22 protein-coding genes are annotated in these 22,364 nt (G+C 72.3%); 14 read left to right on the top strand and 8 right to left on the bottom strand.

The window, feature by feature from the left end:
* Nucleotides 1–87: 87 nt before the first annotated feature.
* Nucleotides 88–1,071 (bottom strand): GlxA family transcriptional regulator, encoded by a 984-nt coding sequence (locus AC3IF1_RS17425; protein ID WP_489218637.1) that lies wholly within the window; start codon nt 1,069–1,071, stop codon nt 88–90.
* Between the two features lie 52 nt (nt 1,072–1,123).
* Here AC3IF1_RS17425 and AC3IF1_RS17420 point away from each other — a divergent pair, with 52 nt between their 5' ends.
* The 4 genes from AC3IF1_RS17420 to AC3IF1_RS17405 all read left to right on the top strand — a co-directional run bounded on the left by AC3IF1_RS17420 (nt 1,124) and on the right by AC3IF1_RS17405 (nt 3,746).
* The gene (locus tag AC3IF1_RS17420) at nt 1,124–1,867 is read left to right on the top strand and encodes a DJ-1/PfpI family protein (protein WP_489218636.1); all 744 of its coding nucleotides are present in this window, start codon (nt 1,124–1,126) and stop codon (nt 1,865–1,867) included.
* Nucleotides 1,864–2,262 carry a nuclear transport factor 2 family protein gene (locus tag AC3IF1_RS17415; RefSeq protein WP_243967351.1) on the top strand — a complete coding sequence of 133 codons (399 nt, stop codon included), beginning with the start codon at nt 1,864–1,866 and terminating at the stop codon, nt 2,260–2,262. Before AC3IF1_RS17420 ends, AC3IF1_RS17415 begins: the two co-directional genes overlap by 4 nt.
* A 47-nt stretch (nt 2,263–2,309) precedes the next feature.
* Complete coding sequence (gene hspQ / locus AC3IF1_RS17410) at nt 2,310–2,648, top strand: heat shock protein HspQ (protein WP_243967352.1); 339 nt, start codon at nt 2,310–2,312, stop codon at nt 2,646–2,648.
* Between the two features lie 81 nt (nt 2,649–2,729).
* On the top strand, nt 2,730–3,746 hold the full coding sequence (locus tag AC3IF1_RS17405) for a DUF4424 domain-containing protein (protein ID WP_489218635.1): 1,017 nt from the start codon (nt 2,730–2,732) through the stop codon (nt 3,744–3,746).
* A gap of 75 nt (nt 3,747–3,821) precedes the next feature.
* Here AC3IF1_RS17405 and AC3IF1_RS17400 read toward each other — a convergent pair whose 3' ends face one another.
* A complete protein-coding gene (locus AC3IF1_RS17400) occupies nt 3,822–4,595 on the bottom strand; it encodes an invasion associated locus B family protein (protein WP_243967354.1) in 774 nt (257 codons plus the stop codon).
* A 458-nt stretch (nt 4,596–5,053) separates the two neighbouring features.
* Here AC3IF1_RS17400 and AC3IF1_RS17395 point away from each other — a divergent pair, with 458 nt between their 5' ends.
* Both AC3IF1_RS17395 and AC3IF1_RS17390 read left to right on the top strand, forming a co-directional pair.
* Nucleotides 5,054–6,307: an AMP-binding protein gene (locus AC3IF1_RS17395; RefSeq protein ID WP_489218634.1), complete on the top strand. Its 1,254-nt coding sequence runs from the start codon at nt 5,054–5,056 to the stop codon at nt 6,305–6,307.
* A gap of 168 nt (nt 6,308–6,475) precedes the next feature.
* Nucleotides 6,476–6,820 (top strand): hypothetical protein, encoded by a 345-nt coding sequence (locus AC3IF1_RS17390; RefSeq protein ID WP_489218633.1) that lies wholly within the window; start codon nt 6,476–6,478, stop codon nt 6,818–6,820.
* Between the two features lie 49 nt (nt 6,821–6,869).
* Here the strand turns inward: AC3IF1_RS17390 and AC3IF1_RS17385 are convergent, their stop codons facing one another.
* Together AC3IF1_RS17385 and AC3IF1_RS17380 are read right to left on the bottom strand one after the other, a co-directional pair.
* On the bottom strand, nt 6,870–8,084 hold the full coding sequence (locus AC3IF1_RS17385) for a UbiH/UbiF family hydroxylase (RefSeq protein ID WP_243967357.1): 1,215 nt from the start codon (nt 8,082–8,084) through the stop codon (nt 6,870–6,872).
* A gap of 143 nt (nt 8,085–8,227) precedes the next feature.
* A complete protein-coding gene (locus AC3IF1_RS17380) occupies nt 8,228–9,112 on the bottom strand; it encodes an alpha/beta fold hydrolase (RefSeq protein WP_243967358.1) in 885 nt (294 codons plus the stop codon).
* Between the two features lie 98 nt (nt 9,113–9,210).
* Between AC3IF1_RS17380 and recG the strand changes: the two genes are divergently transcribed.
* Together recG and AC3IF1_RS17370 are read left to right on the top strand one after the other, a co-directional pair.
* Nucleotides 9,211–11,427, top strand: coding sequence for an ATP-dependent DNA helicase RecG (gene recG, locus AC3IF1_RS17375; RefSeq protein ID WP_489218631.1), 2,217 nt, complete (start codon nt 9,211–9,213; stop codon nt 11,425–11,427).
* 293 nt (nt 11,428–11,720) lie between these two features.
* Entirely contained in the window at nt 11,721–12,044 is a 324-nt protein-coding gene (locus AC3IF1_RS17370; protein ID WP_243967360.1) for a hypothetical protein, read from the top strand.
* Between the two features lie 81 nt (nt 12,045–12,125).
* Here the strand turns inward: AC3IF1_RS17370 and AC3IF1_RS17365 are convergent, their stop codons facing one another.
* Together AC3IF1_RS17365 and AC3IF1_RS17360 are read right to left on the bottom strand one after the other, a co-directional pair.
* The gene (locus AC3IF1_RS17365; protein ID WP_243967362.1) at nt 12,126–12,923 is read right to left on the bottom strand and encodes a DUF502 domain-containing protein; all 798 of its coding nucleotides are present in this window, start codon (nt 12,921–12,923) and stop codon (nt 12,126–12,128) included.
* A 130-nt stretch (nt 12,924–13,053) separates the two neighbouring features.
* The gene (locus tag AC3IF1_RS17360; protein ID WP_489218630.1) at nt 13,054–13,989 is read right to left on the bottom strand and encodes a sugar kinase; all 936 of its coding nucleotides are present in this window, start codon (nt 13,987–13,989) and stop codon (nt 13,054–13,056) included.
* Between the two features lie 632 nt (nt 13,990–14,621).
* Here AC3IF1_RS17360 and AC3IF1_RS17355 point away from each other — a divergent pair.
* Nucleotides 14,622–15,647: a PAS domain-containing protein gene (locus AC3IF1_RS17355; protein WP_243967364.1), complete on the top strand. Its 1,026-nt coding sequence runs from the start codon at nt 14,622–14,624 to the stop codon at nt 15,645–15,647.
* A gap of 146 nt (nt 15,648–15,793) precedes the next feature.
* Here the strand turns inward: AC3IF1_RS17355 and AC3IF1_RS17350 are convergent, their stop codons facing one another.
* Nucleotides 15,794–16,216 (bottom strand): Ros/MucR family transcriptional regulator, encoded by a 423-nt coding sequence (locus tag AC3IF1_RS17350; protein ID WP_243967365.1) that lies wholly within the window; start codon nt 16,214–16,216, stop codon nt 15,794–15,796.
* Nucleotides 16,217–17,190: 974 nt separating this feature from the next.
* On the opposite strand from AC3IF1_RS17350, the gene AC3IF1_RS17345 reads away from it, so the two are divergent.
* On the top strand, nt 17,191–18,591 hold the full coding sequence (locus AC3IF1_RS17345; RefSeq protein ID WP_489218628.1) for an HdeD family acid-resistance protein: 1,401 nt from the start codon (nt 17,191–17,193) through the stop codon (nt 18,589–18,591).
* A 41-nt stretch (nt 18,592–18,632) separates the two neighbouring features.
* Here the strand turns inward: AC3IF1_RS17345 and AC3IF1_RS17340 are convergent, their stop codons facing one another.
* Entirely contained in the window at nt 18,633–19,850 is a 1,218-nt protein-coding gene (locus AC3IF1_RS17340) for a serine hydrolase domain-containing protein (RefSeq protein ID WP_243967367.1), read from the bottom strand.
* A 346-nt stretch (nt 19,851–20,196) separates the two neighbouring features.
* Between AC3IF1_RS17340 and AC3IF1_RS17335 the strand changes: the two genes are divergently transcribed.
* From AC3IF1_RS17335 to AC3IF1_RS17320, 4 genes are all read left to right on the top strand, one after another.
* A complete protein-coding gene (locus AC3IF1_RS17335; RefSeq protein WP_489218627.1) occupies nt 20,197–20,523 on the top strand; it encodes a DMT family transporter in 327 nt (108 codons plus the stop codon).
* Nucleotides 20,524–20,707: 184 nt separating this feature from the next.
* Entirely contained in the window at nt 20,708–21,286 is a 579-nt protein-coding gene (locus tag AC3IF1_RS17330) for a cell wall hydrolase (RefSeq protein ID WP_243967369.1), read from the top strand.
* A gap of 142 nt (nt 21,287–21,428) precedes the next feature.
* Entirely contained in the window at nt 21,429–21,620 is a 192-nt protein-coding gene (locus AC3IF1_RS17325) for a hypothetical protein (protein WP_243967370.1), read from the top strand.
* A gap of 304 nt (nt 21,621–21,924) precedes the next feature.
* Nucleotides 21,925–22,341, top strand: a complete 417-nt coding sequence (locus AC3IF1_RS17320; RefSeq protein WP_489218625.1) for a hypothetical protein — start codon at nt 21,925–21,927, stop codon at nt 22,339–22,341.
* Nucleotides 22,342–22,364: the final 23 nt, after the last annotated feature.

Here is a 22,364-nt window from a genome sequence, read left to right as displayed (position 1 = left end):
ATCCTGCACCACCCCCACCCCTGATCCCTCCCCGCAAGCTCGAGCGATCCCGGGCAAGCCCGGGATCGCCAGGGGAGGGGAAAAGCGCTAGCCCCCGAACCGCGCCCGGTACTCCTGCGGCGTCGCCGCGACGTGCCTTAGAAAGCTGCGCCGCATCGTCTCCTCGGAGCCGAAGCCGCAGGTCCGGGCGATGCGCTTCACCGGCTGCGCGGTCTCGGCGAGCGCCCGCCGGGCCGCCTCCACCCGCAGGCGCTCCACGGCCTTGGCCGGGGTGAGGCCCGTCGCCTCGAGATAATGCCGGCTGAGGCTGCGTGCGCTCATCCCCGCCGCTGCGGCCAGCGCCGGCAGCGCGAGATCGCCCGACAGGTTGTCGGCGATGTAGGCGTGGAGCCGCCCGAACCGCTCCTCCCCCGCCTGCAGGGCGAGCGCCGCGCTGAACTGCGCCTGTCCGCCCGGACGCTTCAGGAACATCACGAGGTGGCGCGCCACCGCCAGGGCGAGGGGGCGGCCGAGATCCTCCTCGACCAGCGCGAGCGCCAGGTCGATCCCCGCCGTGACCCCCGCCGAGGACCAGACCGGGCCGTCGCGCACGAAGATCGGATCGGGCTCGACCCGGACCCGCGGGTAGCGCCCGGCCAGTTCGCCGCAATGATGCCAATGGGTCACCGCCCGCCGCCCGTCGAGGAGCCCGGTCGCCCCCAGCAGGAACGCCCCGGTGCAGACCGAGGCGACCCGGCGCGCCCGTCCGGCCCGCGCCCGGACCCAGGCCACCAGGGTGGGGTCGTCGCAGGCCGCCAGGATTCCGGGGCCGCCCGCGATCACCAGCGTGTCGACCGGCATGTCGTCGCCGGGCAGCGGCTCGGCCACCAGCCGCAGGCCCGCCGAGGTGGTGAGCGTCGGCTCGCCCGTCGCGATCACCCGCGGCGCGTAAGGTTGGCCCACGCCGCCGCGCTCGTTGGCGGTGGCAAACACCTGGAGCGGCCCTGCCACGTCGAGGAGCTGCGCCGACGGGAAGGCCAGCACCTCGACGGGCCGCGGCGCATCTGGCGAAAAACGAGGGCTCTTTGTCATTCGGGCCAGAGCGTGACGCGGTAGGGTCGCCCTGTCCACCCCGGAGGCTCCGATGATCCCGCCCGACACCCACCTACAGATCGGCTCGCTCCTGTTCGAGGGGCTCGACCAGATCGACCTCACCGGCCCGTTCGAGATCCTGGCCCGGATCCCGAACAGCACCTACCGGATCTACGCGGCCACCCCCGATCCGGTGCGCGACGTGCGCGGCCTGCGGATCCTGCCGGACGCGACCCTCGACGCCGCGCCCCGGCTCGACGTGCTCCATGTCCCGGGCGGCCAGGGCCAGGAGGCGCTGATGCGCGATCCGGCCGTGCTCGGCTGGATCCGGGAGCAGGCAATGGGCGCCTCCCATGTCCTCTCGGTCTGCACCGGCGCCCTCCTGCTGGGGGCGGCCGGCCTCCTGGTGGGGCGCCGGGCGACCACCTACTGGAACGCGGTCCACCTGCTGCCCTTCTTCGGGGCCGAGCCGGTGGATGCGCGGGTGGTGATCGACCGCGACGCGGAGGACCGCACCTGGGTGTTCGCGGCCGGCGTCACCGCGGGGATCGACGGGGCGCTGCGCCTCGCCGCCGAACTGCGCGGCACGGAGACCGCGCAGGGCATCCAGCTCGGGATGCAATACGCCCCCGAGCCGCCCTTCGACAGCGGCACCCCCCGGACCGCCCCGCCGGCCGTCGTGGCGCAGGCGCGAGCGCGGGCCGCCGACCTCACCGCCCGGCGCGAGGCCACCGCCCGGGCGATCGCCGCCGAACGCGGCATCCGGCCCCCCCAACCCGCAGGAGATCTCCGATGAACCTCACCCATGTCCGCGCCTTCGCGGCCGCCATGCAGGCCAAGGATCCCGACGGCATGCTCGCGCAGATGGCCGACGGCGTCGTGCTCAACACGCCGCTCGCCGCCGAGCCCGTGCGCGGCAAGGCCGCGATCCGGCCGGTGGTCGACGCGCTGCTCGCGACGATCGACGCCTTCGAGATCCGCGAGATCCTGGAAGGGCCCGGGCGGGCCGCCGCGTATTTCGGGGCCTCGGCCGGCCCGCACCGGCTCGACGGCGTGGACGTCTGGCGCCTCGATGCGGCCGGGCTGATCGCCGAGATGAGCGTCCTGTGGCGGCCGCTGCCCGCGGCGCTCGCGGTCCGGGACCGCCTGGCCCAGGCCGCCGGGACGGGGGGATCCGCGCCCACCCGGTGACAGGCCCCGTCATCGGACCTATCTGTCCCGTCAGGACGGACTGAACCATGACGGACGTAACCCTGAGAACCGCCAAATTCGCCATCGGTGCCGTGGTGCGCCACCGGATCTACCCCTTCCGGGGCGTCGTGTTCGACGTCGACCCGGTCTTCGACAACACCGAGGAATGGTGGATGTCGATCCCCGAGGAGGTCCGGCCGCGCAAGGACCAGCCCTTCTACCACCTGCTGGCCGAGAACGCCGAGACCGAATACGTCGCCTACGTGTCGGAGCAGAACCTTCTGCCCGACACGTCGGGCGAGGCCCTGCGCCATGCCGGGATCGCCGAGATGTTCGTGCGCGACGCCGCCGGCGCCTACCGGATGCGCGCCCGCGCCACGAACTGACCGAACTCGTAAAGCTTCCGACACGGGCGGCGCTTTAGCCTCGGTCCGACGGCCGCCGTGCCGTCGGACGAGTTCGCCGCCATGTCCGCCAAGCCCCGATCCGCCGCCGCGACACTCCTGGCCGCGGCCCTGCTCTGCGCTCCGGCCCGCGCCAATGACAGCGCTGCCGAGCTCGATGCCGGCGGGCTGGTCCTGGTGCCGGAGCCGGGGATCGCCCTCGCCAGCGAGGATCTGTCGATCGGCCTCGACCGGATCGACGTGTCCTACGTGTTCCGCAACCGGGTGGATGAATCGCGCACGGTCCGGATCGCGTTCCCGCTGCCGCCGATCGATGGCCGCCTGCTCAGCGCGTCCGCCCTCAAGCTGCCGCAGGCCGAGCGGGCGAACTTCGTCGGCTTCACCGTGACGGTCGACGGCCGTCCGGTCGAGCCGGCGCTGGAGGAGCGCGCCTTCGTGGGCGAGCGCGAGGTGACGGACCTGCTGCGCCGCCACGGCCTGCCGTTCAACCCGCTGCGCTTCGCCGACCTCGCCGCCGCCGAGAAGCGCCTCGGCCAGGCGGACTGGGCCGAGCTGGTCAAGGCCGGCCTGTTCCCCGAGGGCGCGGGCACGACCGAGGCGCCGAACGATGGGCCGATCGAGGGGCTGTGGCGCAGCGAGGCGAAATTCCACTGGCTGCAGACCTTCCCGCCCGGGACAGAGGTCCGGATCGCCCACAGCTACGCCCCGGTCAGCGGGTTTCACCTCCTCGATCCCAAGGAAGCCGCCCGCGCCGGTTACCGCGCGACTTACTGCCTGGACGGGGCCGTGCTGGCGGCGATCCGGCGCCTGCACGCCAGGGCCCCGAACGCGAGCGGCCACCTGCGGGCCTTCGTGGTGCCCTACATCGTGACCACCGCGCGCAACTGGGCCGCGCCGATCGGGCGCTTCACGCTGACGGTGGATAAGGGGACGCCGGACGCGGTCGTGAGCTTCTGCCGCACGGGCGTCCGGAGGATCGGACCCACCACGTTCCGGTGGGAGGCCCGGGACTACGTGCCCGACCACGACCTCCGGATCCTGATCGTCCTGCCCGGTCCGGGCCCGATGGGGATCCGTTAGCGCATCGGCGGCCGCGAACGCGAAAGGGCCGGACCTGCCCGGTCCGGCCCCCGCGGGTCGCGCGCTGCGCGGCGGTTACTTCGCCGCCGGGGCGGCACCGGCGGCCGGGGCGGCGCCGCCCTGCTGCTCGAGCTTCTTGCGCATGTCCTCGGAGCGCTTCTCCAGCTCCGCCTGGAGCTTCTTCTGCTGCTCCTCCAGGACCTTCGGGTCGATCGCCGGGCCGTCGAAGGCCTTGCCGAAGCCGGCCAGCGGCACCGCGAAGGTGACCTCGCGCTGGGTCTGGTTCTGGACCGAGACGTTGAGGGTCGTGCCCTTCTTCATCGCCGCGACGACGCCGGCATCGACGCCCCCGGCCTCGGCGAAGCAGCCGTTCGGGAAGCAGACCGCGAAGCGGCCGGGCGTGCCGGCCTGGCCGTCGACGTTGAAGCGGATGCCCGGCTGCAGCAGCAGGCCGAGCGGCAGCAGGTAGCGCACCACGCGCACCTCCTGCTTCTGGGCGGCGTTCTTCATCTCGTAGACCGCCACCGCCAGCACCGGCTGGCCCTGGTCGGACACGAAGTCGCGGGTCGTGTAGCAGATGTCGGTGCCCGAGCCCTGATCCTTGCCGCAGACCTTGGTCCAGTCGGCCTGGCTCGGCTCGGACTTCACCGCCACGATCTGCGGGCCGGTCTGGGCCGCCGGGGTGTTGGCCGCCGGGGTGCCCGGCGCGGCCGGGGCCGGGGCGGTCGGGGCGGGCGCGGTCGGGGCGGGCTTCTTCGGCTGCGCCAGCGCCGGAGCGGCCGCGAGGCCGAGGCCCGCGAGACCGAGGAGGGCGGCGCGCACGTGCGGCGCGGGGCGGGTGAAGGACATCGGCTCTGACCCCTTGGACGAGATGTGGTGTGCGGTGAACTTGCAGGATGCGGAGCCCGCCTGGCGGCAGGTCCGCCGGACCGTCCGGGTGCGCGCCGCCGTGGCGTGCCTTCCGGAACTCCGGATGAATCGGTCCGGCCATCGGGGGGGACGGGCGCCCGGATGCGCGCAGTTCCCGCCCCGGCGACCGGGCGGCCTGCCTTTCCCCTGGAATGAGGCGAAGGCATGACACCGCGGCCTGGCGGGCCTCTCGGGGCCTTCCGGGCCGCGGCCGGCCCCCCGATAGGCCCGCGCCCGCCCGGCCGCAAGCGCGGCCTTGCAAGCACGACCTCGCACGAGGGCGTGATCGGTCCGGCCCGCTTTGGCCCGGCCGGCCGTCACCCTCCGGTCTTAGCGGTTGGTTAACCGTAATCGGCCGACCATGCCGGCGGATCTGCAGTATCGGTGGGGGCGGTGGGTTGAGCGCGTTCGCGGTGGCGGAGAGGGCGGCCCGTGCCGCACCGGACGCGTCCGCGCGATCCGCCGGCCTGCCCGCCTGCCTGGTCGCGGCGGCGCGTTCCGCACCGGAGCGCACGGCGCTGCGTGATTCGGGCGACCGGGCCGCGTGGTGCGGGCGCCCGCCGATCACCTGGACCTACGCGGCCGCCTCCGAGATCGTCGGCCGGCTCGCCCGCGGGATCGGCGCGTGGCGGCTCCCGCCCGGCAGCCGGATCGGAGTGTGGTTCTCCGGCGGTGCGGAGGCGGCTCTGGCCCACCTCGCCGTCGAGGCGGCCGGCCATCTGCCCTGCGCGATGCCGGCCGGCTGGGATTCCGCGCAGCTCTCTGCCGGGATCGAGGCCGCCGACCTCCTGGGCGTGCTGACCGAGGGCCGCCGCGGGGCGCGCCGGCCCGCGGAGGAACTCACCCACGTGGCGATCCGCCAGTTCAGGCTGCGCTATCTCGCCGCCTTCGGCCCGGGCGTGCCGGACGGCGTGATCAGCCTCGACGCGATGGCGCTGGAACGCGGCGTGGCCGAACCGGTCGCCAGCCGCGGCCTCGTGACCTTCGCGGACGGCGATCCGGAGCGGCCGGTCTACCGCACCGCGGCGGCGCTCGCCGCGGCGATCGCCGCGCATCTCGACGTGCTGCCCCTGGCCGCCGACGAGCGGATCCTGACGCTCCTGCCCGCCCACGACCTGCGCGGCCTGGTGACCGGCCTCGGCGCGGCGCTGACGGCCGGCGCCGGTCTCGAGACCGTGATTCCCTTCGAAGCGGCCGGCTTCGGATCCGCCCTGCTGCGACCCGTGCCGACCCGGCTCGTCGTCCCGGGCGTGGCCCAGGCCGCCCTCGCCGCCCTGCCCCTGCCCTGGACCGTGCGGACCCTCAACGTGGTGCATCGGGCGCCCGTGGACCTGGGCCTGCGGGCGGGCGCCGAGGCCGGCGCGCCGCCGCGCCTCGAATCCCTGGTCTTACGCGAGAATGCGGTGCTCACGCGCCCCGGCCTGCGCGATCTCGCCGCGACCCTGGCCTATCCGGAGCGTGCGCCCCTGCCCCGGGCCCTCCTGGCCATCGCCCGCGACGCCGAGGGGAACCTCACCTATCGCGGTCCGGCCTGCGCGGCCGCGCCGCTGCCCCGCGGTGCGATCCCCGAGACCGACGCCCAGACGTGGCGGAGCGCCGGCTATCGCCCGATCCTGTCGGGCGGGACCGCCGTGGCCGTGGAGAACGCCTGAACGGTACCGGTCCCCCCGGCCGCGGTTCATCCGGCGCTCAGGCGCCGTGGGTAGTCTCGCATCTGCACACGGACCGACGGATCCGATCCGCCCCCTCGCGGGTTCTGCAAAGGATTGTGGTCACGGCTACCTTTCCAATCCGTGCCGGATGGAGTACCGCTCAAGCTTATGGGTGCGCTGCAACAAGTGCTCGTGGTCGACGACGGCGTCCGTGCCGTGGACCGTTCCCTTTCGGGCGAGCTAGCCAGCCTCGGCTACGCGAGCGTGACCGCCTCCATGGAGGCGGCCGACGACGTATTGGCCGTGATCGCACGGCCGGCCGCGGTGCTGCTGCAGGCGCCGACCCGCCGGGATCCCGCCTATGCCCGCCGCGCGGCCAGGCTGCGCGCCCAGCTGCGCGACCGCGGCATCCCGGTGATCCTCATCGGCGATTCCGCCGAACCCCGGGCCGGCGGCCCGGTCGACCTCGCGACCCGCCTCGGCGCCTACGTGACCGCCCAGCCGGAATTCTGACGGAGTCCCGGCGGGACTCCGACCCGGCCCGCGGAGCCGAGCGGCCCGGTCAGCGCGCCGCGCGCATCAGTTCCGGTGCGCCGAGCCGCGGCAGCACCCCCTCCCGCATCACCAGCCGCCGCAGCGGCCCGAGCTGCGCCATCGCCAGCAGGCCGAGGCCCCGCAGCGCGTCCACCGGCAGCAGGTCGGTGAGCAGGCTGCGGTTGAGCAGATCCACCGCGGCGGTGCGTGCGGCGGTGTCGACGCGGCGGGCGCGGGCGTAGCCGTCGAGCACCGGGCGCGAGCCGGGATCCCGTGCGTCCCGGGCGGCGCCCAGCACCACGTCGCGCAGGGTCGCGGCGTCGCGCAGGCCGAGATTGAGCCCCTGCGCGCCGATCGGCGGGAAGACGTGGGCCGCTTCGCCGATCAGGGCCAGCCGCTGCGCCACCGGGCGCGCCACCGCGAGCCCGCGCATGGGCACGAGGCCGCGGGGTCCGTCGACCCGCATGGCCCCGAGCATCGACCGGGCCTGCCGCTCCACCGCCAGCCCGAGATCTGCGTCGTCCAGCGCCGCCAGCCGCCGGGCCGCGGTCTCCCCGGTCACCCAGACCAGGCTGGAGCGGTGCCCGCCCGGCAGCGGCACCAGGGTGAACGGGCCGGAGCGGGTGTGGAACTCGGTGGAGACGTCCCGGTGCGGGCGGTCATGGGCCAGGATCGTGGTGAGCGCGCTCTGCGGGTAGGTCCAGTCGCGCACGCGCAGGCCGCTGGCGGCCCGGAGCGGCGAGCGGCCCCCGTCGGCGCCGACCACCAGCCTCGCCTCGACGGTGCCGCCCGCCGCCAGGGTGATGCGGGCGGCCGCCTCCCCGGGGGTGGTGCCGGCGGCATCCGCCTCGACCAGGGTGAGGTTCGCCTGGGCCCGGGCGCGGGCGCGCAGGCTCTCGACCAGGCGGGCGCTCTCGACGTTCCATCCGAAGGCGTCGAGGCCGATCTCGGCGGCCTGGAAGCGCACGGGCGCGGGCCGAAACAGGCTGCCGGTGTCGTCGATGATCTGCAGGGTGCAGAGCGGGCTCGCCAGCGGCGCCACCGCCGCCCAGGCGCCCAGCGCCTCCAGGAAGCGCACCGACCCGTCGAGCAGCGCCACGGTGCGCCCGTCCGCCACGGGGGCGTGGCGGCCGACCAGGGCCGTCGGGATGCCCTCCCGGGCGAGGCTCAAGGCGGCGGCGAGGCCCGCGGCCCCGGCCCCGACCACGGCGACGTCGAATCGAACTGCGCGCGTGTCGGACATGGCTCCCTGCACGGTTGGCCCGCTCGCCGGACCCGAGCGGCGCGGCGACGGGCTCTATCTGCGCCTTTCCGCGCGCCTGCCAAGGGCGGCCGGCTCCGGCCCGCGGGGTCACGGCGCCGCAGCCCGGTCCTCCGGCGTCCTGCTCAGGCGAGGAACGCCGCCAGCTCCGAAACAACCGCGTCCGGCCGCTCCTCCTGGAGGGTGTGGCCGCAATCGAGCGCCCGCCCGGAGACAGCGGTCGCCTTCTCGCGCCAGGTCGCCAGCACGTCGTAGGTCTGGCCGACCACGCCCTTCGCCCCCCAGAGCGCCAGCAGCGGCGCCGTGATGCGCGCGTCTGCATCGGCGGCGTCGTGCTCCAGGTCGATCCCGGCCGCCGCCCGGTAATCCTCGCAGATCGCGTGGCGGCAGGCCGGGTCGGCATAGCAGCGCAGGTACTCGGCGAAGAGGTCGGGCGGGGTCGAGCCGGGGGTCTTCGACTGGCCCTCGACGTGGTGGCGCAGAAAATATTCCGGATCGGCCCCGATCAGCGTCTCCGGCAGGGGATGGGGCTGGATGAAGAAGAACCACCAGAAATAGCGGGTGGCGAAATCCTTGTCGGTGCGCGCGTACATGGTCGCCGTGGGGGCGATGTCGAACACCGCCAACCGGTCCACCGCGCCGCTATGGTCCAGGGCCAGCCGGTGGGCGACGCGGCCGCCCCGGTCGTGGCCGACCACGGCGAAGCGCTCGTGGCCCAGCGCCCGCATCACCGCCGCCGCGTCGGCCGCCATGGCGCGCTTGGCATAGGCGGCGTGGCGCGCCCCGCCCGGGGGTTTTGACGAATCGCCGTAGCCGCGCAGGTCCATCGCCACCACGGTGCGATGCTCTGCGAGACGCGGGGCGACGTGGAGCCATGTGGACAGGGTCTGCGGGTGCCCGTGCAGGAGCAGCACCGGTGGCCCGGCGCCGGCCGAGCGGGCGTGGATCGTCACCCCCGGCGCGGTCTCGATCCGGTGCCGGCCGAAGCCCGGCAGGAAGTCGCTGGCCATGGGATCGATCTCCGGGGTCGGTCGCCATCACGACGCACTGGCGCGCCGGGATGCACCGGATGATAAGGCGCCTCCGGCACCATGTCCGCCGTACCGCCATGACAGATGCACGCGCGCTTCAGGACGCCGCCCCCCGGGACGCGGCACCGAACGACCCCGAGGCGCCCGGGGGCGAGGCCGTCCGCGCGCCCGCGCTCCGCCCGAGCCTCCTCGATCCCCTGTTCGCCCCGGCCCGCACCCTGCCGGGCATCGGCCCCAAGATGGCCCCGCTCATCGAGAAGCTGCTCGGCACGCCGGAGCGCGAGGCCCGGGTCGTGGACCTGCTGTTCCACCTGCCCCAGGGCGGCGTGGCGCGGAAGCTCATGGGCTCGGTCGGCGAGGCGCCGGTGGGCGAGCCGGTCACCCTCGGCGTCACCGTGGTAGAGCACCGCCCGGCCCAGATCGGCTCGGGCAGGCGCCCGCACCGGGTGGTGGTGGAGGATGCCTCCGGCCACGACATCACGCTGGTCTTCTTCGGCATGCCCCGCCCCCGGGTGGAGAAGATGCTGCCGCTCGGGGCGCACCGCTACATCACCGGCCGGATCGACCTCTGGGACGGGACGCGCCAGATGGTCCACCCGTCCCGGATCGTCGACGAGGCGGGGCTCGCCGAACTGCCTGCCGTCGAGCCGGTCTATGGCGCCACCGAGGGGCTGACCTCCCGGGCGATCAACAAGCTCGCGGTGGCGGCCCTCGACCGGCTGCCGGTCCTGCCGGAATGGCAGAATGCGGCCTGGCTGGAGAAGAACCGTCTTCCGGCCTTCGCGGACGCGCTGCGCGCCGAGCACCGTCCCGAGGAGGCGCCGCCGAAGGCCGAGGACCCGCTCCAGCCGCCGCCCGCGACGCCGTCCCGCAAGCGGCTTGCCTACGACGAACTCCTCGCCTCGCAGCTGGCTCTGGCCCTGCTGCGCGCCCGCCAGCGGCGCAAGGCCGGCCGGGTCAATGCCGGCGACGGCGCCTTGAGTGGGCGCATCGAGGCCGCCCTCCCCTTCGCGCTGACCGGTGCCCAGGCCCGGGCGGTGGCGGAGATCCGGGCCGACCTCGCGGCGCCCCGGCGGATGCTGCGCCTGCTCCAGGGCGATGTCGGCTCCGGCAAGACCGCGGTGGCTTTGCTCGCCCTGGCCTCGGCGGTGGAGGCCGGGCGTCAGGGCGCGCTGATGGCGCCTACCGAGATCCTGGCCCGCCAGCATTTCGAGCGGCTGAAGCCGCTGGCCGGCTCCCTGCGCCTGCGCCTGATGACCGGCCGCGACCGGGCCGCCGAGCGCAAGAGCACGCTCGCCGACCTCGCCGCGGGGGAGATCGACATCCTGGTCGGCACCCACGCCCTGTTCCAGGAGGCGGTGACCTTCCGCGATCTCGGCCTCGCGGTGGTGGACGAGCAGCACCGGTTCGGCGTGCACCAGCGCCTGGCCCTCGGCGCCAAGGGCGAGGCGGTCGACTTCCTGGTGATGACCGCGACGCCGATCCCCCGCACCCTGGCGCTGACCTTCTTCGGCGACATGGACGTCTCGGTCCTCGACGAGAAGCCCGCCGGCCGGCAGCCGATCCGCACGATCACCCTGCCCACCGAGCGGATCGACGAGGTCGTGGCCGGCCTCGCCCGGGCGATCGCCGGGGGGGAGCGGGTCTACTGGATCTGCCCGCTGGTGGAGGAATCCGAGTTCATCGACCTCGCCGCCGCCGCCGAGCGTTTCGACGACCTGCAGAGGCATTTCGGCGCCGCGGTTGGGCTGATCCACGGCAAGATGCCGGGGCCCGAGAAGGACGCCGCCATGGCCCGGTTCGCCGCCGGGGAGACCAAGCTTCTGGTCTCGACCACGGTGGTGGAGGTCGGCGTCGACGTGCCCGAGGCCACCATCATGGTGATCGAGCACGCCGAGCGGTTCGGGCTGGCGCAGCTGCACCAGCTCCGCGGCCGGGTCGGGCGCGGCTCGAAGGCATCCTCGTGCCTGCTGCTGTACCGGGGGCCCCTCGGGCAGGTGTCCCGGGCGCGGCTCGAGATGATGCGGTCGAGCGAGGACGGGTTCCGGATCGCCGAGGCGGACCTGAAGCTGCGCGGCGAGGGCGAGGTGCTCGGCACCCGCCAGTCGGGGCTGGCGGCGTTCCGGCTGGCGCGGATCGAGAGCGACGGCGCCCTGCTGGAGGCCGCCCGCGACGACGCGCGGATGATCGTGGAGCGCGATCCAGGCCTGAAGAGCCCCCGGGGGCAGGCCCTGCGGGGGCTGCTCTACCTGTTCGAGCGCGAGGCCGCGATCCGGCTGATCGGGGCCGGGTGACCGGCGCCGTTCAGGAAAGCCCCCCGTTCAGGAAAGCCCCGCATTCAGGTGCGATCCCGCACCCGGTGCCGCCTGATCGGTGATCCGATGCAGCGATGTCACAGCCGTCCTGAAAAAGCGTTGCGGATCAGTGCGTTATCGGATTCCGGCGGAAGCTTTGCCGCCTCCGTCGAAGCCGCGGGCGAGCCGCCGGCAAGGGCCGCGACCTTGCAACAGCCACAATCTTCCCTTAACTGCAGATGAACGAATGGCCCGGTAAGCCGGGACATCACGGACGAATCTGGAGGACGAACATGTCGAACGGACTGTTCCAAAACCTGCCGGGCTCAAACGAGATGGCCGGCATCCAAGCCCTGCCGACCGAGCCCTGGCTGCTGCCGATCACGGATCGCGCCGCCGAGGCCGCGAGCCGGACCGCGGAGGATCTGCAGGCCGCCGTGCGGCGGGCGGCGCGCCCCTTCTGGATGGCCGCCAACGGCCTGTGCATGGCGCTGGGTCTCGCCCTGGTCCTGCAATGCGCCACCGGCTGGATGCCGGCGGCGCACCGCGGCACCGTGACGGTGGCGCAGGCGACCCCGCCGACCATCGCCCCGCAGACGGCCTCGCTGCAGCGCTGAATCCTTCGACCCCCGCGACCCATCGGAGGGCCGGCCCGCATACGCGGGTCGGCCTTTTTCATGGCCGGCGGCCCGCCGCCGTCACGCGTCCTGCGGTTCCCGCCGCGGTGCCGGTCCGCCCGCCTGGTGGGCCGCCCGCAGGGACGCGGCCATGCCCTGGAGCCGGGCCTGCGGATCCTCCGGCTGGATCACCCCCGCCGACATCACCAGCTTGGCCGCGTCGTCGACGCTGATGGCGAGCTCCACCACCTCGGCCCGGGGCAGGTAGAAGAAGAACCCCGTGGTCGGGTTGGGCGCGCAGGGCAGGAACACCCCGACCAGCTCGTCCGCGGCCGCCCCCCGGGCCCGGAGCGGGCCCTCGACCTCGGGGGCCGCGGGGGCCGACACGAACACCACCGACCACGTCCCCTTCACGGGGAACTCCACCAGCCCGACGGTGCGGAACGAGGTGCCGTTGGCCGAGAACAGGGTCTCGAAGATCTGGCGCAGGCCCTTGTAGAGGCCGGAGATCACCGGGGTCCGGGCGAGCAGCACCTCGCCGAACTCGATCACCGAGCGGCCGACGAGGTTGGCCGTGAGGAAGCCGAGCAGCGTCACCGCCAGGAACGCGATGACGAGGCCGAGGCCGGGAATCGAGAACGGCAGGTAATGGTCGGGCAGGTAGCTCGCCGGCACCAGCGGCTTCACGAAGGAATCGATCAGCGCGATGAACCACCACGTGATGTAGGCGGTGATCGCCAGGGGTCCGGCCACGATGATGCCGGTGAGAAAGTAGGTGCGCAGCCGGCCCCGGGTGCTGACCCGGGTCTTGGGGGCGCCGCCGCCGGGCGCGGGGGCGTCGGGCTCGGGGACCTGGATCGGCGGGGGACTCGGCGCCACGGCTGCCCTCTCGGCCGCTCGACGCGCGGCGATCCTGCTGCGGGGGCCATCCCCCGATGGCACAGGTAGCGGCTGCGCTTGCCCGTCTCAAGGGCGCCCCGCCCCGGGCGGCGGCACGCGCTCGCCGCCGTCAGGCCCCCGCGCCGGAGAACGCGCGGTCGAGGGCCGGCATCGCGTCCCGGGGGATCACGGCGCCGCGATGCCCGATCACCGCGCCGGCGAGGCGGTGCGCCCGGGCCGCGGCCGCCTCCGGGGCCAGCCCGGCGATGCGGGCGGCGAGATAGCCCGCGGCGAAGCTGTCGCCCGCGGCGGTCGTGTCGATCACCCGTGCCACCGGCCCGGCCGGCACCGCCACGTCGGATCCCCCGTGCAGCACCCGGGCGACCGGCTCGGGTCCGCCCGAGGCCTTGAGCACGATCTCGGCCCGGGCGCGGTGGCGCAGCACCGCGTCCTCCCCCGCCGCGCCGAACAGCCAGTCCAGATCCTCCGCCGAGGCGAAGATCAGGTCGGCCTGCGCTAGGGCCGTCCGGAACGCGGCCTGGGCGACGTCCCGGTCGGGCCAGCCGCGGGGGCGGTAATTGGTGTCGAAGGCGACGCGTCCGCCTCGGGCGCGCAGGGCCGCCAGGGTCTCGGACAGGGCCGCGCGGCCGGCCTCGCCGTAGAGCGAGAGGCTGATGCCGGAGAGGTAGACGAGGTCGTAGGCCGCCAGGGCGGCCCGGGTCCCGGCGGCCCCCGGTTCGGCGAACAGGTCCCGGGCCGCGGCCCGGTCGCGCCAGTAATGGAAGCTGCGCTCGCCGGCCTCGTCCGTGCGGATGATGTAGAGACCCGGCATCCGCCCCGGCAGCCGGCGGACCCGGTCGAGGCCGATGCCCTCGCGTGCCCAGGCCGCCGCCATCTCGGCGCTCCAGACGTCGTCGCCGAGGGCGGTCACGTAATCGACCGCGACGCCGAGGCGGGCGAGGTAGAGCGCGGTGTTCAGGGTGTCGCCGCCGAAGCCGCGGGCGAGGCTCCCGTCCGGGCGCTCCGACAATTCGACCATGCACTCGCCGATGCAGGCGACCTTCATGTGGCTCCTCCCGGTGTGCCGACCCGCTCCCCACCGTCCGGCCCGCCTCGGCGCCCCGGGGCGCTCGTGCGGGCGTCGGCGGGAACCGGGCGGCGCACGTGCTTATATCCGCGCCGGATGATGTTGTCTCGCGTGTGCATCTGCCGAAAGACACCTGTTATGAATAGATATTTTCAATATTCAATGTGGAAATATTTCGGAATATATTGGTAGTCATCGGGCCGATGTCATTGCGACAAGACTTATGAATCTGTTTCATGGGTTGGAAACTGCGCGGTTTAAGCCTGCTTTAGTGCGTGCCGCGGTAAGGGCCTCCCTTGTCCGATCCGAACGCATGCCGGCCGCGGCGTCTCATGCCGGACGGGCGCCGGGGTCCGCTCGCGTGAGGGAGATCGCGGTTCACGGGTTCCGTCTCCTGCACGGAAACCATGTCCGAAGTTCAGGCCTGCGCTGGCGTCGCTCCAGCAACCGGTTTCCACTGTTGCGAGGCGGTTGACCCTGTGAAATGCTCGCCGGCGCCGAACGTGTTCCGAGTTCCGGGCGCGTCCTGAATCTTGCCGCGCCATCGATTCGTCTGTCGCTCGGTTCGAGGCCGGCGAGAATCATCTGTCGAATGCACCGGGTTCTCTGGTATGTTTCATTCCGCTCTCAGTGCCCTGACGTTCTCGTCCGGAGAGTTCCTGACCATCACCGAAGGTCGGGGCATCAGCGGCGCCTGGAGCTGGGTTTTCGCCGGCGGCGAGCAGGTCTGGTCCCCGGGCTTCTACCGCCTGCTCGGCCTCGTCCCCAATGCCGCGAAGGCGCATTACGAACTGCTGCTCTCCCTGGTCCATCCGGATGACCGGCCCCTGATGCCGTCGCTCGCCGATGTTTGGCAGGGTCATGTCCCGCGGGAGGCGATCGTCCGGGTGCTGCGCCCGAACGGCACGCAGCGCACCCTGTCGCTGACGATGGAGATGCGCTTCTCGGCCGAGGGGCGGCCCGTCGCCGTCAACGGCACGGCCCTCGACGTGAGCGACCGCGAGCAGCTGGCCCATGCGCGCCACGAGGAGCGGCGGCGCCGGGCGGCGCTCTACCTGACTGAGCGCATCGCCACCTTCTCGATGGGGCTCGACCGCGTCCGCGAGCTGCCCTTCGAGATGGCGCAGGTCCACGGTGTCCCGTTCGAGGAGATCTGCATCAACCCCTTCCTGCTGATCGTTCCCGGGGAGCGGGCGGCCTTCCGGACGATGGCCGAGGAGCATATCGAGCAGCAGACGGTCTACCAGGGGACCGCCCATGAGCGCCTCGCCGACGGGGAGCTCTGGCACTTCCGCATCCTCACGATGCCGGTCTGGGATCCCGACGGTACCTATCTCGGCCGGTGCGGTCTCAAATACCCGGTCGGCGCCGGCGCGCGGGTTCCCGTGCCCCTCCGCGCGGGTCTGGAGCAATCCGTGACCGGACACCACCTGCGCGCCGCGCGGGCGCTGCTCGACTGGTCGATGATGGACCTGGCTCAGGCGAGCGGCCTGTCGCACTCCACGGTCCGGCGCCTGGAGGACGACAGCGAGCATCGCGGGAGCCGCTCCCGTCTCCACGCCGTCGAGGCGCTCCGCCGCGCGGGGGCCCGCTTCGTGGCCATGGACGACGGAACCCTAGCTGTGGCGCGGGCCTGAACCCGACCGCCGCGATCCGCGAGGCCGATCGGGCGGCCCCGCCTTCGGAAAGGCGGAGTCCGGAACGTCCCGCGCGCGCCGTCCGGATGCGACGCACCGGCGGCGGCCGGATCGGGCCGCTGCCGGTGGCGAGGCGATCGCGCCTCTCAGGCCGCCTTATGGCCGAGCTGGATCGCCTTGGCGATCTGCGACCGCTTGGCGGCGTAGCCCGGGGCGACCATCGGGTAATCGGCCGGCAGGCCGTACTTGGCCCGGTAGCGCTCGGGCGTCAGGCCGTGGGCGGTGAGGTGGCGCTTCAGGGTCTTGTAGGACCGGCCGTCGATGAAGCTGATCAGGCCATCGTGCTGGATCGAGGCCTCGATCTGGGCCGCGCTCGGCCCGGTCCAGCCGGCGCCCGAAGTGCCGTTCTGCAGGACCGAGATGGCCGTGTGAACCTGATCGATCAGAACGGGCAGGTCGCCGACACCCACCGCGTTCCGAGAGACATAAGCCGCGACCAGAGAAGCCGTGCACTTGATCAGGTCCGTATTCGGATCTGAGGTCTTTTCGTACAGATCGATGGTGTTCATGGAATCCCCCGGTTACGCGAAGAAGCAAAACGATCCGACAGGAGACGGAAGACCGACGCTGCGATCGGAATTACCCCATCCGTACCCTGTCGAACTGCTTCGGATATGCCAAAATTGGCGCCTTACAATACAAAAACTGCTTGAAATGTCTAGGCTTTATCTTAGGATACACTCTGAACATATTTTGCTCGGACGCGTAAACATGAGGTTGTCCTGCGGTGAAGTCGCAACAATTATTGCGCACCTTCGGGGATTGAGCGGCATCACCCGCGCGATGACTTCAAATGCCCATGCGATGACAGGCTGTGGGCGCGCGAATCAGTCCCGGAGACGCGGTCCAACCGTCCGCTGCGGGGCCCCGGCCGTCGGCGCAATGGCGCATAGGTTTGTGTCGCCGCGGCCGCTACCGCTTCGGCCGCGCGGTAGCGCGTGCCGGGCGGCGTGTTCGTGCCCGCACGCGTCTCGATCATCGAAGATGCGGATAATATTTCGAAGGTAATTGTATTTATTGTAGAGATGTTGGGACGTTTGCCGATCCATCAGTCTAAGGGTGACCCGGCATCCGGCGGTCAGACCGGCCGTCGAGCCCCGGTGTCCGCACGGCGATATAGTATTTTGGATGCACCTGAAGCCCCGCCCCGCGGGTCCGGCGATCCCGCGGGGCGGTCGCGGGCAGACGGGTGGGCAGGCCGGCGGGCAGACCGGGATTGCGACGGGCGGCGCCGGTCCGCCGTCGCGCCGGGTCCTGCGGTGCGTCCGATCTTCAGAGATCGTTAAGATGATCCGCGTCTCGGTCGCGGGCGCGGGCGTGCATCCGGGGTCCGATTAAGGAAGTCCTCAGCCAAGGCGCAGATGTTGCCTCCGGAGAACCTTGCGCAGCGCCCGATCTTCGCCCGATCCGTCGCACCGCCGTTTCGGTGCGGCCGCGTTCGTGCGAGAGGCTCTTCGATGTGCACTTTCGAGGGCGACCGTTCATGTCCGGACCCTGTACGACATCTCTTCCGCGCGCCCTCTCGACCCTGGCCGAGCCGGGGAACGCGGATCCGGTGGGCGGCCGGATGGCGCCCCTCTGGCTGCTGCTCGTGGGACGGGCCGCGGTGGGCCGGCACTGGCGCCTCATCCTGGCGGTCGGCCTCCTCTGGGCGCTGCTCGGCATCGTCGTGGTGGTCGATTCCCTCGACGGGGCGATCCACGTCCCGGACCGGTGGTTCGGCCTGATCCTCCTGGCCGACGGCGTGATCTCCCTGGCTCTGGGCGCGACCGCCGTCGGGGCCGCCCGCCGGCTGCGCGTCCTTCAGGGGGGCCTTCTGACGATCATGGCCGTCCTGATCCTGATGGCCACGCGGCACAGCAACTTCCTGCTCGCCCTGATCTTCGGCGTCGCCTTCACGGTCGACGGGCTGGTCCGGGTCGCGATCGCCAGCCTGCTGAAATTCGCCGGCTGGCGGATCTCGGTGGCCTTGGGCGCGCTCAGCATCGCGTTCGGCCTGTTCCACCTTCAGCCGTGGCCGACCTGGTATGCCGGGACGGTCGGCTACTGCATCGGGATGTTCCTGATCCTGAGCGGCGCCAACCTGGCGCTGATCGGCCTCCGGGCGCGGCGCCTGCGCGTCGCCGCACCGGAGCCGGCCGCCACCGAGCCCGGCAGCCTGACGGTCTATGTCTGGACCCCGACCGGACAGGCGACCACCCCGGCCAGTCAGCGGCTGATCCGGCGCTACGTGGCCTCCGTCGACACGGCCGGCCGCTATTCCACGGGCCACGCGGCCCTGGGCCAGGGGGATGACCTGTACATCAGTCACTACCCCGCGGTGGAGGTCGACCATTCCCCGACCAACCTGCGGTCGACGTTGCGCGCCGGGCCCGAGAACGACGTGGCCGGGCGCTTCCTGCCCTCCCACGCCGCCGAGGTGGCGGATTGGTGCCCGCCCACCGTCGCCGTCACCCTGAACGGCATCGACGCCCCCCGGTTGCGGGCGTTCTGGGAGGCGTATCGCGGCGACGCCACCTACAACTTCATCAGCCGCAACTGCTCGACCACGGCGGCCCGGGCCCTCGACGTCGCGGTCGAGGGCGCGTTCAGCCGCGGCGGCCACCCCTGGCGCCGGCTCGCGGCGGCGCTGACCACCCCGGAATTCTGGGCGGCGGCCCTGCTGCGCACCGGCGCCCGGTCCATGACCTGGACCCCGGGTTTGGTGCTCGACTACACGCGGGCGCTCAGCGCCCTCATCGATCCCGCCTCGCCGGTGCCGTCCATCGCGTGGAAGCGCGTCGGCTGGCGGCTCGTCCGCAACTGCCGGGCGCGGTCCCTCGCCCGGCTGCACCAGATCACCCGGCGCCCGTCCCTGACGGATGCGGGACCGACCGGGGCCTGACCGACCGGGGCCTGACCGCGGCCGTCGCCCCGCGCGGGCCCTCAGGGCGCCTTGCGGCCCCCGGCGAGATCGGCCGCGATGGCCTGCATCACCGACAGGGTATCGATCTCGTCCTGCTCGGCGCCGTGGTCGCTGAGTTTCACGATCACCGTGCCGGTCTCGCGGTTGACGTAGACGTACTGGCCGTAGACGCCGATCGCCGAGATGTCGTCGGCATCGCCGCCGGGGGCGTGCCACCACTGGGCCGAGTATTGCCAGCCGTCGACCGCGCGCCGGGCCGGCGTCAGGATCCGCTCGATCCACCGGGCCGGGATGATGCGGGTCTGACCCGCCCGGCCCTGATCGGCCACCAGCAGCCCGAGGCGGGCGAAGTCCCGGGCGGTGGCGTTGATGCAGCAGAACGCCTTCTCCATCCCCCCGGGCCGGTCGAGGTTCCAGGTGGCGTCGGCCTGGGCGCCCATCGGCTTCCAGATCCGGTCCGAGAGGATGTCGGCCAGGGGCCGGCCCTCGGTCCGGGCCAGGATCAGGCCGAGCAGTTCGGTGTCGATGCTGCGGTAGCGGCCCTGGCTGCCCGGCTTGAACGCGAGATGCGCGTGGTCGCGCACGAAGGCTTCGATGTCCCGCGTCAGGTACATCCCGGCGGTGCCGGTCAGGGGATGCCGGGGATCGTAGCTCTCCGGCACGGCGATCCCGCTCGCCATGTCGAGGAGGTTGCGCACGGTGATCTGGCCGAAGACCGCGCCGTTCCTCAGCTCCGGCAGCAGGGCGGAGACGCGGTCCGTCTCGGCGAGCTGGCCGCGGGCCACCGCGGCGCCGACCAGCAGCGAGACGATGGACTTCGCCACCGACCAGGACGGGAACAGCGTCGCCGGACCGGTGCCGGGCCGCTGCCACTCGTGGACCAGGACCCCGTCCTGCACCACCAGGAACGCGTTGGTGTGGGTCTCCGCCAGCACGTCCATGAGCGGGACGGTCCGCCCCTTCCAGGGGACCCGGTCGAGGAGCGGGCGCGGCCGGGACGGCAGGTCCCGGGCCTGCGCCGGCGCCTCGACGACCCGGCTCGGGAACCACGGGCCCACCGAGGACGGCTCGACCAGGGCCAGGGCCGCGAGGGTGACGGGGTCGGGGACGTTCAGCAGCCCGCAGGCGGCCCAGGTGCAGCAAGCGGCCGCCGCGGTGCCGGCCGCCGCGATCGCACCCCAGCGGCGGCCCCGGCGCGGGCGAGCCGGTGTGTCCGGGATCGCGGAGGACGCGGTCATGTCGGATCTGTATCGCTCTGGATCGTCACGGTCGCGCGGCCGGCGACGCGGTGGACGGCCGACGCGCAGTCATCATGGTCAGGATGGCTTAACGAAAGCCCCACTCCGTCGGCGGGCGAAAGACTTCCGAAGGTTCGGTGGAACGGCGGTTCGGAAATGTTCATGGATTCCATGGAGACGTGTTGGGCGGCGTCCTGTCGATGACGACATCCTGTCGACGAACCGGATCGGACGTGCCGCGGCGGCGCGATCCTTCATCTGCCGGGGCTTCCGATTCGAGGCAGATCTCTACACGCGTCCCGCGTCGCATTCACGTAGCCGTCCCGCGCAGAAAGTTCGCCGTGCCATGAATCCGTTCCTGATCCTCGGGCTCGCCATCAGCGCGGAGGTCACCGCCACCCTGGCGCTGAAGGCGGCCGACGGCTTCACCCGGCCGGGGCCGACGCTGATCGTGGCTGCGGGCTACGGGACCGCCCTGTGGCTGATGTCGACCAGCATGGACATGTTGCCGATCGGCGTCGTCTACGCGATCTGGTCCGGGATCGGCATGATCGGCGCCGCCATCGGCGGCGCGTGGCTGTATGGCGAGACGGTGAACCCGACGATGCTGGCGGGCATCGCGGTGATCGCCGTGGGCGTGACCATCCTGGCCACCGGCCAGGGCCGGCCTTGAAAGCACGGCCCGCCGCGTCAGGACCGCCGCGACCGGTCGACCGCCGCTGTGGCCCTTCGGCGACACGACCGGGCCCGGCCGGCGTCCCGGACCCGCGCCACATCCTCGCCGCGAACGTGCCGTCAAGCTTGCCCGGCGCCGAGGCGCAGCGGAACGCGGACGACGCAGAACGGAGCGGGCCTGCATGCAGGGTAGCGAGCGGACGAAGATCATTCCTGTCCTGGTGGCCGTGGCCTGCGGCCTGGGGGCCTGCAATACGGCCGCGCCGGTGCTCACGACGGGATCGATCCCCGGCCACAAGCCGCCGGTGGCCGTCAGCGATGCCGAGCGGGATTGCCTGGGCCGGGCCATGTACTTCGAATCGAACCGGAGCGACGAGGGCGGCCTGATCGCGGTCGGCACCGTGGTCATGAACCGGCTGGAGAATGCGATCTTTCCGGGCGGCATCTGTGCCGTGGTCGGCCAGCCGGGCCAGTTCGCCGCGGGGGTCCTGACCAAGCCGATGCAGGACAAGGACCTCCAGAAGGTCGCCGACGCCGCCGACGCCGTCCTGGCGGGCGAGCGTCACCCGCAGGTCGGCAAGGCGATGTATTTCCACACCGCGGGGCGGCACTACGCCTACACCAACATGCATTACGTGGCCGAAGCCGGCGGCAACGCCTTCTACGAGAAGCGTGACGCCCGCGCGGCCAAGCCCGAGACGGCGGCGGCCCCCGCGTCGATCCCGACCTTCGCGGCGGCCCCGACGGCGGCCGCGCCGTAGCGTCCCGATCGGAGCCGGGTCTCCGTGGCAACGGGCCCGGTGTCGCGAGCGGGGCTCGGCCGCCCCGTCGCCGCGGCCGTTGCCGAAAAGGCGTACAACCGTAAGGTTGTATTCCCGCGGGCGATCAGGTTATGGCAGCGCCATGCCCGACGACGACGGTTTTGACCGCATGGTGAGAGCCGCCATCCGCGCCCACCGGCTGATGGGATCGCACGGTACGCCGATGATGCAACTCCTGTCGCGGCTGCTGCTGATGGAAATCGGACTCGCCCTCGCGGCCCGGTGCGAAGTCGACCCCGCCGCCAACGACAATCCGGACGAGACCGAAGAGTAGAGCCTCGTCCCGAAAGGCGGCCGCCGGCTGTCGGACAACGACGTTGCGCCGGGCGGTTTTGCGTCTCGCGGGCGCCCGGTGCCCGGGGCCGCCGGGGGGCGATGAAGACCGGGTGGTCCTGGGTGCTGGCCGGCCGGATGCTGCCGAAGATCCCGGATCGACCATGAGTCACTGATCGAAATCCATCGAATGCCGCCGGGAAACTGTTGATCGACCCGGCTGGCCGGGCATGCGGCATTTACACCGGGCGGCGACGGTCTAGCTTGTCGGTAGAATCTACCCACGAATCACGGATGTCACGCCGATGATTGCCAACCGGGTAGCCCTCGCCGGTGCGCTCCTCCTGCTGAGCATCACGCCATCGGCGTCCCAGTTGCGCCGCCCGTTGACCTGTACGGAGGCGGCATCGGTCGGTCTCGACACCGCCGCCGTGCCGGAGGGGACGAAACCGCCGCCGCCACCGCAGAAGGCCCGCACCTTCTCCCTGGTCTCAAGCGGCGGCCTGCTGACCGTGATCTCCGCCGGACGCTCGGACTATTACGAGTGCCAACCCGCATCGCCGCGGTTGAATGAACGCTCGCCGCACAACGCGATCAAGTGCCAGAACGGTGTCTATTTTTTCCTGATCGACCTGATCAAGCTGAACTTCGTCGAGGCCCAGCTCAACCCGCAAGATCGCACCGAGATCAAGATCAGCTACGGAAGCTGTCGGGGTCTGTGATCGTGGCCCCCGGCGGAGCCCGA

It is taken from the genome of Methylobacterium sp. E-012 (assembly GCF_057836545.1).
The sequence above is the reverse complement of the archived record's forward strand: the minus strand, read 5'-3'. Positions and strand labels throughout refer to the sequence as shown.